At 35.5% G+C, this 17539-nt stretch carries 10 protein-coding genes; 1 reads left to right on the top strand and 9 read right to left on the bottom strand.

Features of this window, described 5'->3' with window-relative positions:
- Window positions 1-53: 53 nt before the first annotated feature.
- From RG22_RS10765 to RG22_RS10725, 9 genes are all read right to left on the bottom strand, one after another.
- The gene (locus tag RG22_RS10765) at window positions 54-2987 is read right to left on the bottom strand and encodes an FAD-binding and (Fe-S)-binding domain-containing protein (RefSeq protein WP_034043078.1); all 2934 of its coding nucleotides are present in this window, start codon (window positions 2985-2987) and stop codon (window positions 54-56) included.
- Window positions 2988-2996: 9 nt separating this feature from the next.
- Window positions 2997-4214, bottom strand: a complete 1218-nt coding sequence (locus RG22_RS10760) for an exo-beta-N-acetylmuramidase NamZ family protein (RefSeq protein ID WP_052143713.1) — start codon at window positions 4212-4214, stop codon at window positions 2997-2999.
- A 46-nt stretch (window positions 4215-4260) separates the two neighbouring features.
- The gene (locus RG22_RS10755) at window positions 4261-5730 is read right to left on the bottom strand and encodes a glycosyl hydrolase family 18 protein (protein ID WP_034043074.1); all 1470 of its coding nucleotides are present in this window, start codon (window positions 5728-5730) and stop codon (window positions 4261-4263) included.
- A gap of 52 nt (window positions 5731-5782) precedes the next feature.
- Window positions 5783-7489: a glycoside hydrolase family 3 protein gene (locus RG22_RS10750; protein WP_081997709.1), complete on the bottom strand. Its 1707-nt coding sequence runs from the start codon at window positions 7487-7489 to the stop codon at window positions 5783-5785.
- The gene (murQ, locus tag RG22_RS10745; protein WP_034043072.1) at window positions 7482-8309 is read right to left on the bottom strand and encodes an N-acetylmuramic acid 6-phosphate etherase; all 828 of its coding nucleotides are present in this window, start codon (window positions 8307-8309) and stop codon (window positions 7482-7484) included. Before murQ ends, RG22_RS10750 begins: the two co-directional genes overlap by 8 nt.
- Before the next feature lie 37 nt (window positions 8310-8346).
- Window positions 8347-9804 (bottom strand): sodium:solute symporter, encoded by a 1458-nt coding sequence (locus tag RG22_RS10740; RefSeq protein ID WP_034043070.1) that lies wholly within the window; start codon window positions 9802-9804, stop codon window positions 8347-8349.
- Between the two features lie 12 nt (window positions 9805-9816).
- Window positions 9817-11004, bottom strand: coding sequence for a DUF1343 domain-containing protein (locus tag RG22_RS10735; RefSeq protein ID WP_034043068.1), 1188 nt, complete (start codon window positions 11002-11004; stop codon window positions 9817-9819).
- A gap of 330 nt (window positions 11005-11334) precedes the next feature.
- Window positions 11335-12822, bottom strand: a complete 1488-nt coding sequence (locus RG22_RS10730) for a SusD/RagB family nutrient-binding outer membrane lipoprotein (RefSeq protein WP_081997798.1) — start codon at window positions 12820-12822, stop codon at window positions 11335-11337.
- Window positions 12823-12835: 13 nt separating this feature from the next.
- Complete coding sequence (locus RG22_RS10725) at window positions 12836-16024, bottom strand: SusC/RagA family TonB-linked outer membrane protein (protein ID WP_034043064.1); 3189 nt, start codon at window positions 16022-16024, stop codon at window positions 12836-12838.
- Between the two features lie 631 nt (window positions 16025-16655).
- On the opposite strand from RG22_RS10725, the gene RG22_RS10720 reads away from it, so the two are divergent.
- Window positions 16656-17405 carry a DeoR/GlpR family DNA-binding transcription regulator gene (locus RG22_RS10720; RefSeq protein WP_034043062.1) on the top strand — a complete coding sequence of 250 codons (750 nt, stop codon included), beginning with the start codon at window positions 16656-16658 and terminating at the stop codon, window positions 17403-17405.
- Window positions 17406-17539 lie beyond the last annotated feature (134 nt).

Genomic DNA, 17539 nt, shown 5'->3' with positions numbered 1-17539 from the left:
GTAACCGTAATTCCCTCAACCTAATGTCCAGTCAAATATAATAAGCCCACTAATTAATGTGGCTGTAAAAGTGCTGCCCTTAACACACTTATGGCGTGTTTAGCGTTTTTATCTGTGCCGTCTTTAATTTGATGGCGACAACTCGTACCCGAAGCGACAATAATCGTTTGGTCACCCATGTTTCTTATTTTTGGAAACAGGGTGTCCTCGCCTACTTGCATACTTAATGCATAATGTTCTTTTTCATAACCAAAGGAACCTGCCATTCCGCAGCAACCGGAATTAATAATTGTAACCGTATAATTTTTAGGAATGCTAAGCATTTTAAAAGCTGATTCCATGCTGCTCAAAGCTTTTTGATGGCAATGCCCATGAATTTTAACCACCTGTTTTTCTGCTGTAAACTGGTTAGAATTTATTCGTCCTTCGTTCAACTCACGTGCTATAAACTCTTCAATGGTAAAGGTGTGTTTGGCAATTTTTTTTGCCGCTTCTTTATCGTCTGCAAGTCTTGCGTATTCATCCCTAAAGGTTAAAATTGCCGAAGGTTCGATGCCTACCAATGGCGCATCATTAGAAATGAGATGTTTAAAAAACCCAACATTGTAATCAGCCAGTTTTTTTGCTTTCCCCAACATGCCTTTGGATATAAAACCACGACCGCTTTCTTTATGACTAGTGATATTTACTTTGTAACCCAAACTGGTTAAAAGCTCGATGGCGTCAATACCAACGGGCACATCGTAATAATTCACAAATTCATCAATAAAAAGATAAACCTCACCGTTTTTGCAGGGCGCGGTATCAAGTCTTTTTTTGTTCTTTTTGTACCAATTGAAAAATGTAATCGCTTCCAATTTTGGAATGCTTCGTTGTGATGCAATCCCCAAAAAGTTTTTGGTGATTTTGGTATTCAACAAAAAATTGGTTAACCGTGGCGTTATGCTGCCTAACTTATTAAGGTTCGTGCTATTTCCAAAGAGTTTACTTCTTAAAGGCAGACCGTTTTCTTTGTGATATTGATATAAAAACTCTGCCTTTAAAGTTGCTATATCCACATTACTGGGGCACTCGCTGGCACATGCTTTACAGCTTAAACACAAATCGAAAACCTCATACAATTCTTTGTGATTGAATTTGTTTTTTTTATCGGAATGCGTTAAAAATTCCCGTAATGCATTTGCCCTTGCCCGGGTAGTGTCTTTTTCGTTTTTTGTTGCTCTGTAACTGGGGCACATGGTACCACCGGCATCAGGAAGCTTTCTGCAATCGCCAGAACCATTACATTTTTCGGCAGCTCTTAAAATGCCTAAACTATCGGAGAAATCTTGAATGGTTAATATATCCGGCTCCACCCGATCTACCTCATATCTCAGGTTTTCGTCCATTGAAAAGGCATCGATAATCTTCCCTTTGTTGAAAACATTATTGGGGTCGAAGGTTTGTTTGATTCGTTTTAAAAGGGCATAGTTTTTTTCGCCGATCATTTTAGGTATAAACTCCGCTCGCACAATGCCATCTCCATGCTCGCCACTAAAAGAGCCCCCATATTTTTTAACCAATTCTGCTGTTTTGGACGTTATTTCCCTGAACAGCACGACATCTTCTTGTTTTTTCAAATTAAGAATAGGCCTTAAGTGCAATTCGCCAGCACCAGCATGCGCATAGTACACCGCATTTTGTCCGAAATCTTCCATCATTTTTGAAAACTCAGCAATATAATTTGGCAAATCCTTTAAATCGACTGCGGTATCTTCAATACAGGCAACAGCTTTATTGTCGCCTATAATATTTCCGAGCAAACCCAATCCGGCTTTTCTAAGTTCTAAAGCTTGATTTATTTGATTCCCAATTAGTTTTGGAAAAGCATAACCTAATTTATGTTTTTGCAAATCAGAAATTAAAGCGTCTGCCAAGGCATTGGAATCCGCATCGTTATCAGTACAGATTTCCAACATAAGAATTGCTTTTGGGTCGCCTTCAACGAAAAATCTGTTTTTGATTTGTTCCCTATTATTCTTGGTACAATCCAAAATGGTTTTATCCATTAATTCACAGGTGTATAAATTGTGCTTCATGGCAATTACCACGGCTTTCATAATGGCTTCAATGGAATGAGAATGCGCTGCCACCATTATATTTTTGGATGGCGGCACGTCGTCTAATTTTAAGGTGATTTCCGTAGTAAAAGCCAAAGTGCCCTCACTACCGGCCATTAATTTTGATAGGTTGATTTGAGATTCATCGCCTCCAAATATTTTTGATTTTAACAACGCATCGACGGCGTAACCATTATTTCTTCTGTGGATGGATGGCTTAGGGAATTCTTTTTTAATTTCTAATTGGTTATCGGTATTGGAAAGCTCGTGATGTAAAGTTTTATAAATGCTGCTCTCTAAACTTTTCCCTTTCGTTCTTAAAAGGAATTCTTCTGTGTTTAAATCCTCAAAAACCACCTCGGAACCATCACTTAAAATGGTTTTTAACCGCAGTACTTTATCTCGTGTAACGCCATATTTAATAGAGGTTGTCCCCGAAGAATTGTTTCCTACCATACCGCCAATCATGCACCGATTGCTTGTGGATGTATTGGGGCCAAAAAACAGTCCGTAGGGTTTTAGGAAATTATTGAGCTCATCCCGTATTACTCCGGGTTGTACGGTTATAGTTTTATTTTGCTCATCAAAACTTACAATTTTAGTGAAGTGTTTTGATAGGTCTACCACCAAACCATCGCCCACACACTGGCCCGCTAACGAGGTGCCCGCAGCCCTTGGAATAAGCGTGATTTTATTATTTACTGCAAACTCAATCAGCGCTTTTAAATCCTGGTTGCTTTTTGGGTACGCCACGCCTAAAGGCAGTTTTCTGTAAACAGAGGCATCGGTAGCATAAATGGTTTTGTGGAGTGCATCGGTAAACAACTCGCCTTCCAAAATAGTTGATAATGCATTAAAATCCTTTACAGTAGAGGCTTCAATATTCATGTAATCCTTTTATTTATACAACACGTATTTTTCCCTGGTTTTGCTAAACGCTTCCAATCCGGGTTTCCATGTTTCCTTAATCGCTTCTTCAGAAAGACCATTTTCTATTTGTTCCCGTAATTTTTTAGTTCCTGCCAATTTAGGAAAGAAATTATTAAAAAACTTGGTTTTATCTGCTGTGGATTTATAAGCTTCAATTAACCAATCGAGTTTAACCTCAGCAAGCCGTTCAACATCTCTTAAATCCCTTCCGAAGCATAGCTCTCCTTGGTGTTTGGGTGTTTTAGCCCCAAAATTTGGCTGAGGCGTAAAACTGAAATCAAATTTATCCTCAGGTAAAAAAGGTGCACCGAAAATTTGGAATTGCATTTCGGTTCCGCGCCCGCAACTCACCGTAGTGCCTTCAAAAAAACACACGCTTGGATATAAATTAATAGATTTCGCATTGGGCAGATTAGGCGACGGTTTTATGGGCAAATCATATTCCGAATCATGGGTATAATGTTGTAATGGCACGACAGTAAGGTCGCATTGGATTTCGTTATCCATCCATTTTTCTCCATTTATCATCTTTCCGTACTCGCCAATGGTCATCCCATAAACAATGGGAACGGGGTGCATGCCCACAAAACTTGTAACGTCTTCTTCTAAAATAGGCCCATCGATATAATGGCCGTTAGGATTTGGACGATCTAACACAATTACCGGAATATTGAGTTCTGCGGAAGTTTCCATAACGTAATGAAGCGTGGATATATAAGTGTAAAACCGAACCCCAACATCCTGAACATCAAAAAGCATAACGTCTACACCTTCTAAAAATTCTTTAGGCGATTTTCTGTTTTTTCCATAAAGTGAAAAAATAGGTAAACCCGTTTTTTCATCAACGCCATCCTCAATATATTCGCCAGCATCAGCAACACCTCTAAAACCATGCTCTGGTGCAAATACCTTGGTAACATTTACGTTTAGCGCCAAAAGCGAATCGACGATATGGGTATGCGACTCATCGCTTTCGTCCTTAAAAATAACACTGGTTTGGTTGGCCACAATACCTACATTTTTACCTTTTAAAAGAGGTAAATATTTGTTGGTTTGATTTGCTCCCGTAACAATTGCTTTAGCTTCCACGGGTTGGTTTACGGTAGCCTCATTTAGGGCTTGCTTTTTTTTAGTTGTCGAATTACAAGCTGTTAAGGCTAAAAAGAGTAATACAATATATTTCATAATATGTGTGTGTTTTTAATTATGGCTTTCAGGTGTGCTTAAAGTTTTAATTTGATTTTACAATTTTTAAAGTTGCTTGCTTTCCGTTTTCATCTTCAATCTTTAAAAAATACATTCCGTTTTCTAAATGACTCATATTTATGATTTTAGAATCTTTGGATACATTTAAAACAGATGCACCTAAAATACTAAACATTTCCATTTTGATACCTTTTATAGATTTATTATTTGAGATGTGAACAAAATCTGAGGTTGGATTTGGATAAATTTTGATCTCCTCATTATAAACATCACTTAATGAGGCTGTTGCACCAAATTTTATATTTATCAAATCCCAAAGTTCTGGCCGACCGCCATCATAATTTAATGCCCACATACCTACACCTCCTAAATTATTGGCAATAGCCAAATCGAACTTTTTGGAGATGCTTAATTCGTTATCTGCCCAAACCTGGTTCCAATCGGTACCATCGTTCCATCTATACCAAGGTGATTGAAAATCCGAATTCCAAATAAAACCACCATAATTGTCGGCTTCTGTTACCGTGTTTCTATATCGGGTTGACCCTATATATTTAGTTACCGCGGACTCGGGAGCATTTGTTGCCGTTTTCCAATGTTGGCCGTAGTACGGCACTGCCAAAATCAACTTTTCTGGATTATTAGCAGTTGGCACCGCATAAGTACCTGTTTCTATGGTTCTTGTAACAAAACGTTTCCAAGATGTGTGATGTGTCAATGGTGCCACCGGACCAGAATTTGAGCTAAAAGACCCCGTATAATCGTATGCCATAACAATTAAATAATCTACACTGTTTACCAAATCATCAATAATCCATCCTCCCCAATTTACAGCAGGCCCATCAAAAGACACTTCTTTACCCGGTAATTCAGCATGTATATACGCCGTTAATTCAGCCATAAAGGTATTCAATTCTGCACCTCTGTGAGCTGAGGTCATACCTTCAAAATCTATATTAACCCCATCTAAATTATAGGTTTGAATTATACTTTTAACATTAGCAAAGAAAATATCTCTTTTAGTGGTATTAGTAAATAATTCCCATGCAACAGCATCAGCTCCGTCTGCCCCACCAAAGTTAACAACGGTCATAATTACTTTAGTGCCTGCCGCATGTGCAGCGTTTATTTCTGTAGTCCAGGGCCAACCTGCGGGTGTACTTATCGAAGCATCAAGCTGCACCAAAAAATCAAAACACGCAACATGGGTCAATAAATCGTATTGAATATTGCTGTGCGCACTAGCACTCTGTTCCCAATATGGTAAAAATCCAAATACCTTTTTGTTTAAGGTGGTTGCTTTTGATTGGTTTAAACCAATAATAGATTCTGTCTTATTTTTTGTATCAGATTTGTTAACGTATGTGGTTAGTTTTCCAAATTCCTCTTTTTGTAATTGGTGCACGCCTTTTGTAATTAATTCTTGTGCTGAAACGGTTTGAAATATTGCAAAAGTTAATACAAATAATAATTTGAGTGGTAAGTTTTTTTTCATTTTTTCTACGTTTTAGAATTATTAATATGTTTGTTGTTAACCAAAAATTTGTTTAATCGTTTTGTATCATTGACACACTATAATGCGTAGGAAAAATTTTTGATATTGAGGCTGGTAATCTCCCTTTGGCTTCGGCTTCTCCAAAAATAATTTGTGCAGAAATATTGTTTGCCCATTCTGAATTCTCATAGGAAACAATAACACCTTCAACATTTTCAAGAGACAGGTTTTGCAAACTGTACTGGCTTGCAAATACAGTTAAAATTACTTTATGGTTTTTTGACAGGTTTTCAATTAGCATTCTATCTTTATTCGAAATAGCTTTGGTTATCCTACTATTTAAGCGGTGGTAACCAACAATTATCTTGTCGTATTTTTTAAGTTCGTTTGATAGATTTTTTTGTGATAAATTAGAAACATCAGTAACACTAGTTTTTAATTTTATGGCATTTAAAAACGCTTCGGTTCTACCATCTCCTAATTTTAATAATGCTATTTTTTCGTTTGATTTCTTTTGTAATGGCAACACAGCATCATCATTTTTTATTAGCGTAATTGCATTATTGATAACCTCTTCATATAAAGTATCATTGATTCCTTTATTCAAATCATTTAAAAGATTATTTACTTCAATAGGTTTAAAATGATTTAAGCCTGCATTAAATTTAGCAGTAAGAATCTTTTTTACGGAATGGGATAAGCGCTCCTCGGTTATTTCGTTGGTATTGTATGCCTCCATAATTTTAGAAATGGCTTTGGGAGCATCTTCAGTAAAAAGTAATACATCGTTACCTGCTTTAAACGCCGCTAAATCTATATCTCCCGGTTCTTTATAGTTAGCGGCTCCCTTCATATTTAAGGCATCTGTAAAAATGAGTCCTTTAAATGCTAATTTTTCTTTTAAAACATTTGTAACTATTTGATGCGACAGAGAAGAAGGCAATCCGTTTTCTTGCTCTAAACCAGGCACATTTAAATGGGCAACCATAACGCCCGTAATGCCTTTGCTGAACAATTGCTTGTACGGGTAAAGTTCAACCGAATCAATCCGTTCTTTTGTAAAGGAAACGGTAGGCAATGTTTTGTGCGAGTCTGTATCAGTATCGCCATGCCCAGGAAAATGCTTCGCACATGCCAATACGCCTTCGCTTTGTAAACCCTCGGTAAACGCAATGGCTTTTTTTGTTACGTTGATTTTATCCTCTCCAAAAGAACGGACACCAATTATAGGATTTTTTGGGTTTGTATTGATATCGACTACGGGAGCAAAGTTTATGTGAATCCCTAACCTTTTACAGTCCTTTCCTATTTGTTTTCCAATACGCTTAATAACATGATTTTGTTTTATAGCTCCAAGCGTCATATTATATGGGTATTTTGAGGTGCTATCCAGCCTCATGTTTAAACCCCATTCGCCATCGATACCTATAAACAAAGGCACTTTAGAGATGGCTTGGTACTTGTTGGTTTGATTTGCTTGATTTACGGGGTCTCCTTGAAAAAATATTAGACCTCCAATATGATAATCCTGAGTAAGGTTTTTGATAAAACCCGTATGGATACTATCTCGATTTGAATAAGCAGCGACCATAAACAATTGCCCTACTTTTTCCTTAAGAGACATGTTGTTATACAAGCTATCTACCCATTGCGTACTCAAATCGATACTTGTTGGGTTGCTATTAGGTTGTTTTTTATTGGAATTACACGAGATAAAACCAAAAATAGAAATTACGGATATGATTAGAAACTTATTCATTTTTGTTATTTAAATTAAATCTATCAATGGCTTCTTGGATGCTTTTGTGTTTAGATAATAACTGGTTTGCTTTTTCTTCATCAACTTCAAGTTCGTTCATTATCATTCTTACCCCTCTGTTTACTAGTTTTTTGTTTGAAAGCTGCATGTTTACCATTTTATTACCTCTTACTCTTCCCAGTTTAATCATAACCGTTGTCGAAATCATGTTTAAAACCAGTTTTTGAGCTGTTCCCGCCTTCATTCTGGTGCTACCGGTAACAAACTCGGGGCCAACAACCAACTCAATTGGGTGATTCACTTCTAAAGACAGCGGCGAATTTTTATTACAGGTAATACAGCCCGTAATAATGCCTTGTTTTTTTGCAGCTTTAACCCCGCCAATAACATAGGGCGTTGTGCCTGATGCAGCGATTCCTATAAGCACATCGTCTTTTGTGATGTTATATTCTTGTAAATCTCTCCATGCCATTTCGCTATTGTCTTCGGCATTTTCCACTGCTTTTCGTAATGCCACATCGCCCCCTGCAATAATGCCTATTACCAAATTATCTGGAACGCCATACGTTGGTGGACATTCAGAAGCATCGAGTACTCCCAATCGTCCGCTTGTTCCTGCTCCTATATAAAATAATCTACCACCAGACTTCATTTTACTGTAAATATCCTCTACTAATCTCTCAATTGAAGGCAGCACTTTTTCAACTGTATAAGCCACTGTTTTATCTTCTTTGTTCATGTTTGAGAGCAAGTCTACAGTACTCATTTTATCCAAATCATTATAACCAGACGTTTGTTCTGTGGTTAGTTTGTTTTTCATGTTTTTAAAAAAATTATATTTTAAATTTCAACTGTTTTTAATTTCTGTTTTTCTTTTTTACTACCATTAAACACACAACGGTTAAAGCTGCATTTACAAAAACGTTCATAAATCCAAAATCAAAGTTATACCAAAGAATAAAGTAGTGGTTTAAAAGATAGGTTAGCAATGGCATTAAAATGCATATGAATGGCACTGCGGCATCTTTGATTTTTATTTTGGTAAAAATCCCGAACATATACAACCCCAACAATGGTCCATAGGTGTAACCGGCAACCTTAAAAATGGTTGAAATAACATCGCCCTTACTTTCTGAAAACAACATTATAATGGTAAATATTACCACTGAGAACCCAAATAATACGCAGTTTTTAAGTCGTTTTTTCTCTTTTGGATTTTTATGCTGAATGTCTAAAAAATCGTGGGTAAAAGATGTTGTTAAAGCAGTTAACGCAGAATCTGCACTTGAAAAAGAAGCAGCGGTAATTCCTAAAATAAAACTGATACTGGCTATGATACCGAAATGATTTAATGAAAGTATAGGGAATAAAGCATCGGTATTTATAAATTTTCCGTTTTCAACTTCCAACTGAATGCCGAATTTTTCAGCATACAGGTAAAGCATTACACCCAAGCCCAAAAACAAAAATTGAGTAACTGCTAAAATGAGACTAAATGTTAAGATGTTACGTTGGGCTTCCTTTTTGTTTTTGCAGGTTAGTGTTTTTTGCATCATATTTTGGTCTAAACCAACCATGGCAATTGCAATTAAAACCCCTGAAATAAATTGTTTAAAAAAGTTGTTTCCTGAATTGAAATCCCAGTTGAAAACCTTAAAATATTCATGTTCTGTAACCGCTGAAACGGTTTCTGAGAAACTTAAGTTTAAAGCATCTTTAGTAACATAAATAGTTACAATGGCGGCCATTAGCAAAAAAAACGTTTGAAGCATATCTGTCCAAACAATAGTTTTAATACCAGACCTATGAGTGTAAACCCATATTAAAACCAGAATTAAAAACACGGTTATATAAAACGGAATATTAAAGGCATCAAATACCGCGTATTGTAAAATTTTTGCGGCAAGCAGCAACCTTAAAGCGGCACCGAACGATTGTGATATTAAGAAAAACAACGAACCTGTTTTATAGGCTCTTATCCCGAATCGTGTTTCCAAATAGGTGTATATTGAAACCAATTTTAAATCGTAATAAATAGGAATCAAGATGTAGGTTATAAACACATATCCCACCACATTGCCAAAAACAAATTGCAAATAATAAAAGTAATTGGTGCCCACCATACCGGGAATTGAGACGAATGTAACACCCGATAATACGGCGCCAATCATCCCAAAAGCAACGACTTGCCACGGCGATTCCCTATCGCCCGTATAAAAAGATTCGTCACTGGATTTTTTGGAAACGAAATGCGATATTAACATTAACACTCCAAAGTAGGATGCAATAATTATTAGAATTAATGTGGCGTTCATTTATATTGTTTTTTAATAAATTTTTATGTCGTTGAACTGTAATTTATATTCTTTTAAATTTTCAAAATCATCCAACATATCCATAGGATCGTTATTTTCTACCCAATACCGTAATTTATCCGTTCCGTTAATAATGTCTATGGGCATTTGCGTGTAATTATATTCAAAAGGCGGATTTTTCCATTCAAAATCATTGCCTAAATAATGGTATAATTCGCGTTGTACAAAATGACCAACACGCCAAGGTTTAAAAGTTGTTCTATCTAAAACATGAACCTGAAAACCACCACAAACTTCATTCGCTTTTTTATCAAAAGTGGGTATAAATGTTATAGGCCGAAGTTCAAATCCTTTTAGTTTAGACTGTTTTACCCTGTTTGATAAATAATTGCTATAAAATGAAAATGAATTGATTTTTGGATGCCCCATTATTTCCAAAGATTGGGTGGTACCGCGTCCCTCGCTTAAGCTGGTACCTTCAAACAAAACGGTTGACGGAAAGGTCAATGTAGTTTCAATTCTCGGGATATTAGGAGAAGGCAACAACCATGGCAGATTAGTATCTTCAAAATACATATTACGCTTCCAGTATTGCATTTTTATTATTTTAAGATTGGTTTTCTTTTTTACCCAAAACTTTTGATGCATTAATGCCACTTCGCCAATAGTCATACCGTGGCGCACAGGTATGGGATGCCTTCCTATAAAAGACTCAAACTTTAAATCTAAAATATTGCCTTCAATGTCTATTCCGTTTACTGGATTGGGGCGATCTAACACAACAACTTGAATCTCTTTATTGCTACATTTTTCCAGTAGAAGCGTAAGCGTGTAAATGTATGTGTACATGCGGCATCCAACATCTTGCAAATCGACAAATAAATAATCGATACCCTTTAGCATATCGTCCGTGGGTATACGTGTTTCAGAATACAACGAATACACAGGTATATTGAAATAAGGATGTATATAATGATCGGTTTCAATCATATTATCTTGAGCATCGGTATTAAAACCATGCTGTGGTCCAAATAATTTTACAAACCTAGTCCCAAATAGTTCTTTAAATTTAAATGCAGCGTGCACACAGCTAGCATCAACAGAAGCATTATGGCAAAGCAATGCCACTTTTCCGTTGAAGGTTTTTTGCATGTCTTTGTTGTTTACCAATACATCAAGACCTGTTCTAACTTTTTTCATAACAAACCCATTGAGCTTAAATACTCCCCTTTAAAAAAGAGGTGAGAATAATAACCTAATTTACCTCACCTCAATTACTAACTCAAATAAAAAACTAACTATTCTAATTAGGCCTAAAGTTTTATAAACACCAAGGTTTTAGGCATTTTATTTTTTGAATAAAAATTTCTTGAAACGAATTATCTTCGTGGCATAGCCATAGAGGTATTTCGCTCGTTTCATTTTGACCTTAGGGTCAAAGACCGAAATTTGTTATTTAGATTCCCGATGTCTCGGGAATGACAATTTCAACGGAAACCCCGAGACAAAACCTTGAGGTATTCTATTCGATTAGTTTACGTCCCACCACATTCTGGTTAAGAGGGAGTCGCCACCTTGTTGCTGGATAGCCGCAGCTACATTTTCTGGGTTATTTAATTTTTCAGAACCTGGATATGGTAATCTTCTTGGTATTTGTCCATCTGAAACAAGGTTCGCAACATCTGCGGGAACCAAAACAGGATACCCCGATCTTTTCCAATTTGAAAAAGTTTCTAAGCCATTTCCAAAGGTGGCTACCCAATATTGCTCATTAATCATTTTTAAGGCATCCGCAGGTACAAATGGATTAGCTGCTAAATAATCATTAATTTGAGTAGATGTAATATTAACACCATTGCCATATAAAGATAAATAATCCATTGCGGCAGTTACACCAGCGTTGTAATGCGCTTCAACATCACCGCCAGCTAATCCCCAACGCTCAGCTGCTTCAGCTAACATTAACTCAACTTCTGCATAAGTTTGAAAGAAAAAAGGTGCATCATAAATAATAACTCCAGAGCCTCCAAAAATGTTAATGTTCGGTTTCGAATTTGCTGTGCCTCTAGTTGGATCGTTTATATCTTGACCAAATTGTAGTGCAAAATCTGTGTTTCCATCAACCGTTGAGCATAATACCGATACTCGTGGATCGTTTCTATCCTTCATAAAATCCATAAAGGTTTTAGAGATTTTCACTTGGGTAGGTCCTCTTGACGTAAAACATTTTGTAAGCGGGTTAACATTTGGGCCTCCATCATTAGCAGAGTCTTCATATTGGGTATAGGCAATATCATCATTGCTTGTCATAACACCTCCGTTAATAGCTTTGGTAGCCCAAGCCTGAGCTCCAGCTTCATCGACGTTTACCATGCGCATAGCTAAACGCAACATGAGTGAGTTAGCGAATTTTCGCCATTTTGCAGTATCGCCGGCAAATAACAAATCGGCAGACCCAAAAGAGCTATCGCCTCCAGAGCTTAATGTAGCGGAAGCACTTTCTAACGTTGCCAACATATCGGCATAGATATCACTTTGCTTATCGTACTTTGGAAAACGAATGCCTTCCAAAAAGCCTCTACCAGCTTCGCTATAAGGGATGTCTCCGTAAGCATCAGTAATTCTACTAAATATAAGAACCCGTTGTACTTTCGCTATGGCCAAATCGGTGGTTGCGGTAGGGCTTATGCTTGCCTCTAATTGAGACTCTAGATCAACAATATTTTTAACCGTGGTTTTAAATTGCTCTTCAAACAGCCAATGTGTATTCCCTTCTTTATATAAAAATGAAATATAAGATGTATTGTTTAGGTGCTGAACATTCTGCATTAAATGAATGACGTTCCAAAATAAATAAGCAACGTAGTTACTGCCTCCAGTATACAACTGAATATAGGTTAACTTTGTTGAAGGGTCGAGCTGTGTTGGTTTTGTAGGATTTACGTTAAGCTCCTCAAAGCCTTCATCGCAAGATCCAAACGTTACAACTATTGCTAGTAAAATAATTATTTTTTTCATTTTTCTTTTCTTTTTAAAATTTAACATTTACAGAAAAACCATAGCTTCTGGTTGATGGTATTCCGAATCTTTCAATACCTTGAGAATTCAGGTTGTTTAATGCGGCTTCTGGATCAACATTATCTATTTCTTTAGAAATAAAGAAAAGGTTTCTACCAATTAATGAAACTCTTAAATCACTAATAAAAATATTTTTCAGTATATCTTTTGGTAAATTATACGATAAGCTTAGCTCTCTAAATTTAATGAAGTCGGTACTGTAAACAAACTCCTCTGATATACCTGAGCTCTCTTCTCCAATACGCCCATAATACGTTCTTAAATTTTCTGGTGCCACAGTTGCTGTAAATGGCTGACCGGTAGCATCGTCTATTCCTGAAACAACCAAACCTGTTTCTCTACCTTCAAGCGTTTTTTTATGCAATCCTCTTAACATCAGTTCTCTATTGGTTCCTGAATGCACGCTTCCACCAAATTTCGCATCAATTAAAAATCCTAACGATACGTTTTTGTATCTAAAGGTATTTGAAAAACCTAATGTATAAGGCGCAACACCTTGTCCTAATATTTTATTTTCTCCTTGAATAGGTCTTGGAATAGTACCACTAATATCGTACATAATGTTTCCGTCTACATCTCTCTTATAAGACGATCCAAAAATTACACCGTAGTTTTCGCCCACGATATGGGAAATTATCGCCGTTCTTGATCGTGTTTGGCTGCCATCAACATTTATAGGTGTGTCTTCATCATCCGTAGAAATAATTTTACTTTCGTTAAAACCTAAGTTAAACGATGTATTCCATGAAAAATTCTCGGTTTTAATAGGCGTACCACCAATCAACAATTCAACCCCTTTATTTTCCAATTCACCAATATTTAGGATTGATGATGTAAAACCTGATGATTGCGATGCAGCCGCCCTAACAATATCATTAGTAGTTTGGTTATGGTAATAGGCTACATCAAGATTTAAACGATTATTAAAAAACCTCGTATCTAAACCAAATTCGTATTCTGTTTTTTGAAATGGAACCAAATTAGGGTTAGGTATAGAGTTTCCATTTAATTGTCCAAATGATTGTCCTTGGAATGACCCTGTTATAGCGTAGTCTAAATTTAAGGCATAGGCATTTCTAGCACCTCCGGCCACTTGCGCATAACTTGCCCTTAACTTAGTATAAGTAAAAACATCTGGCAGATTTAAAGCCTCGTTTAACAATAAACTACTACTTACAGACCAGTAAAAGTCGTTATTTGGAGTTTGTTTACCAGGAAAAGACAGGGTTGAGAACCAATCATTTCTTCCTGTAAATGTGAGGTAAAAGAATTTATCGTAATCAAATTCAAAAGAACCGTATAGCGAATTCGTTTTAGTTTTAGAATAACTATTAGTTGGTTCTGGCAAGGTTGTATTATTTAAATCCTCTAAACCGATAACAATAAACCCTCTTCCAAGTGCACTTAACTGTTCAAAAGTTGATGCTCTTGTGTTGGCACCAATAATAGAATTAGTCGATATTTTACTTGTTATGGCTTTATCAAAACCTAACATAAAATCGGCATTAAATGATGAATAGGTTGCTTTTCTTTGCTCTAATTGACCTGCTGGACGGTAAGCTGTTCCAAAAGGAGTTACATTTCTTCTTGACAAATCATAGGTATCAATACCTGCGCGACCAGTTGCATACAACCAATCTGTAATATCATATCGTAAACTGGTAGATACTGTTAATCTGTTTTTCTTATCATCATTATTAAAATCATTAACTGCCCAATAAGGGTTTGAAATAAATTGACTTGGTTGAAATAAAAGTTCTGTTCCTTCGACATTAGATCCTGGTTTTAAATCATAAATATCTAAACTACTTGGCAATACAAAAGCTACAGTGTTAGCATTTCCTGGAGTATCGCCAATATTTATACGGTTGTGCACCTTTTCAATAACATATTTAGCATTAATTGTCGAGGTTAATCTGGGATTAATCTCAGCCGATGCATTTAATGACAACGATTTTCTGTTTAAAGTCGATCCTGGGAAAATATCTTTGTTTTCTAAATTAGAAAAAGAAAAACGGTAGTTGTATCCATCGCCTCCTTTTGTCAATGCCAACGTGTTTACTGCCGTTGTGCCCGTATCATAAAATCTATCTAAATTATTGCCTTTGTAACTGTACGGTCTTTTATTACCATCCCAATTATATACCAGCGAACCATCCATTATAGCACCCCAAGATTGTAATGAACTTACAAAAGAATCATCAATAGCATTTTCAACATTTGAAATTTCTACCGGATTATTATTTGTATCGTATTCGTACCCTGGCCTTAACCCATTATTACCTTGCCCGTATGTGGTTTGCATATCTTGAAGACTAGTGTTTACCCTATCAAACGTATAAGAACTTGAGTACTCTATACCTAAGTTCTTTTGTCCTTTCCCAGATTTTGTAGTAATCATAATAACACCATTAGAGGCTAATGAACCGTAAAGCGCTGAAGCAGAACTACCTTTCAACACAGAAACAGATTCGATATCATCAGGATTAAGTGATGATATATCGTCGCCACCATCTCCAGTTCCATCATTTGTAGGACCTACAACAGAACCATTTGTATTATTTATAACAGGGATACCGTCAACTACATAAAGTGGTTGATTATTTCCTGTTAACGAACTTGCACCACGAATAATTACTCTACTCGAACCTGAAGCTCCAGTACTACTGGTAGAAATATTTACCCCAGCTACTCGACCTTGTAAAGAGTTCACAGCACTTGTAGTTTTTATTTGAGATATCTCGTCTCCATCAACTTTACTCAGGGAGTATCCCAAAGCTTTAGCTTCTCTTTTAATCCCTAAAGCTGTTACAACAACTTGGTCAAGACTAGTTGCATCTTCTTCTAAAACCATGTCTATCACTTGGCTTTTGCCGGTTAAAACTACAGAAACAGTCTTATATCCAATAAAGCTAAACACAATTGATTTACCTTTTACATCGTCTGCTTGAACAGAATAATTTCCATCAAAATTTGTAACACTTCCTTTTGACGTTCCTTCAATGACAACATTGACACCTGCTAAAGGAATACCACTCCCTCGCTCTGTAACGACACCAGAAATAGACGTTGATTGCGCAAAGGAACTATGCACAAAAAACACCATTATTAAGGTGATTAATTGGTAATAATAATTTTTCATATAAGTTATAGTATTAGTTGTTTCAGTAAAAATATAAAAACAAAATCAAATATTGCATTTTATTTGCAATAAAATGCAATATTTAATCAAAAAAACAGAATTTAAATTCATTTTTAATGCAATATATCGTAAAATTGTATTTTATCTTTTATAAAATAAACAGCAGAAAAAAAAGAAAAAAAAATGAGAACATGCCTTAATTCAAAGAATTCCTGATAGATACAGCTATACTAGATAACTACTCAATAAAAAGGCAAACTCTTTTACACATCCCTTAAAACAAATTCAAGAAAAACTTTAAGAATATAATTATTACATCTTTTAAGCAACACCAGATTTACTATAGTACAGTCATATCATATCACATATCTATATAGCACACATACACTATTCATCTAGTTGATGTTAATTAATAAATAGAGAGTCCAGTAAAACTTATTAAATCGTCTAATAAAAATATTATTTTAGAAGTACTCATAATTTTATACATTAGCAAAAGTTTGCAATAATTATTCTGGAATGTGTTAATTATTTTTTTTAAACTATGCAGCTTTAAAGATTAAAACAGGCAAAATAATCCTTATAGTTATATAAAATTTTGCATTTTTGATTTTTTTTTAAAAAAAATTATATGAAAAAAAAAGAACGTCAACAAAAAATAATAGACGAAGTAAGTATTAATAGAAAAGTTAGTTCTATTATTTTATCTGAAAAATTGAACGTTTCTGAAGATACGATACGAAGAGATATTAAGCAGTTGGATAATCGCGGATTATTAACCAAAGTACATGGAGGTGCTATTTCAACAATTCAGAAACTTTACCACTATAATGAAGATGTCATTTACAATAGGGAAAGTAAAATTCTTATCGCACAAAAAGCCATTACTTTAATAGAAGATGGCTCGGTTATTATTATGAGTGGAGGTACAACAAATTTAATGCTAGCCAAGTTATTCCCTAAAAACATAAAAGCTACAATTTATACCTATAGCCTACCTATAGCCATGCAATTAACCGAGCACCCATTAATAGAAACTATATTTATTGGAGGTAAAATTCACAGAAACTCAATGGTTACAACTGGCATTGATGTTATTCAATATTTATCTAATATAAGAGCTAATATTTGTTTTATGGGCGTTAGTGCTTTAAGTATTGAACAAGGAATAACCGATGAGGGCTATGAAGTTTCTCTAATCAAAAAAGCCATGATAAATGCATCAGAACACATTGTTTATTTAGCTACTTCGAATAAGCTAAACTCAATACTCAATTACGACGTATGCAGTTTAAAAGAAATAGATACAGTTGTAACGGATCTTGATCCAGAAGATCCCGCAATTGAAAATTACAAAGCCGCTGATTTAAGCTTAATATAATAGTCTAACATTAATTTGATGCTTTTTTAATTGCATCTAAAAAATTAAGTCTTTATATATAAATCAATAAGTGCTTAAATCATATAACTAATCAAGAACTGTGTTAAAAACGAAGAACTTAAATTATATAGACA

Source organism: Wocania ichthyoenteri Th78 (assembly GCF_000789235.1).
Lineage (GTDB): Bacteria > Bacteroidota > Bacteroidia > Flavobacteriales > Flavobacteriaceae > Wocania_A > Wocania_A ichthyoenteri.
This window is presented reverse-complemented; position numbering and strand designations above follow the sequence as displayed.

What these genes read in the sequence shown, in the direction of transcription:
- RG22_RS10750 (WP_081997709.1), bottom strand. Translation starts at nt 7,489, where the DNA reads ATGAATAAGTTTCTAATCATATCCGTAATTTCTATTTTTGGTTTTATC.
- RG22_RS10725 (WP_034043064.1), bottom strand. Translation starts at nt 16,024, where the DNA reads ATGAAAAATTATTATTACCAATTAATCACCTTAATAATGGTGTTTTTT.
- murQ (WP_034043072.1), bottom strand. Translation starts at nt 8,309, where the DNA reads ATGAAAAACAAACTAACCACAGAACAAACGTCTGGTTATAATGATTTG.
- RG22_RS10765 (WP_034043078.1), bottom strand. Translation starts at nt 2,987, where the DNA reads ATGAATATTGAAGCCTCTACTGTAAAGGATTTTAATGCATTATCAACT.
- RG22_RS10720 (WP_034043062.1), top strand. Translation starts at nt 16,656, where the DNA reads ATGAAAAAAAAAGAACGTCAACAAAAAATAATAGACGAAGTAAGTATT.
- RG22_RS10760 (WP_052143713.1), bottom strand. Translation starts at nt 4,214, where the DNA reads ATGAAATATATTGTATTACTCTTTTTAGCCTTAACAGCTTGTAATTCG.
- RG22_RS10740 (WP_034043070.1), bottom strand. Translation starts at nt 9,804, where the DNA reads ATGAACGCCACATTAATTCTAATAATTATTGCATCCTACTTTGGAGTG.
- RG22_RS10755 (WP_034043074.1), bottom strand. Translation starts at nt 5,730, where the DNA reads ATGAAAAAAAACTTACCACTCAAATTATTATTTGTATTAACTTTTGCA.
- RG22_RS10735 (WP_034043068.1), bottom strand. Translation starts at nt 11,004, where the DNA reads ATGAAAAAAGTTAGAACAGGTCTTGATGTATTGGTAAACAACAAAGAC.
- RG22_RS10730 (WP_081997798.1), bottom strand. Translation starts at nt 12,822, where the DNA reads ATGAAAAAAATAATTATTTTACTAGCAATAGTTGTAACGTTTGGATCT.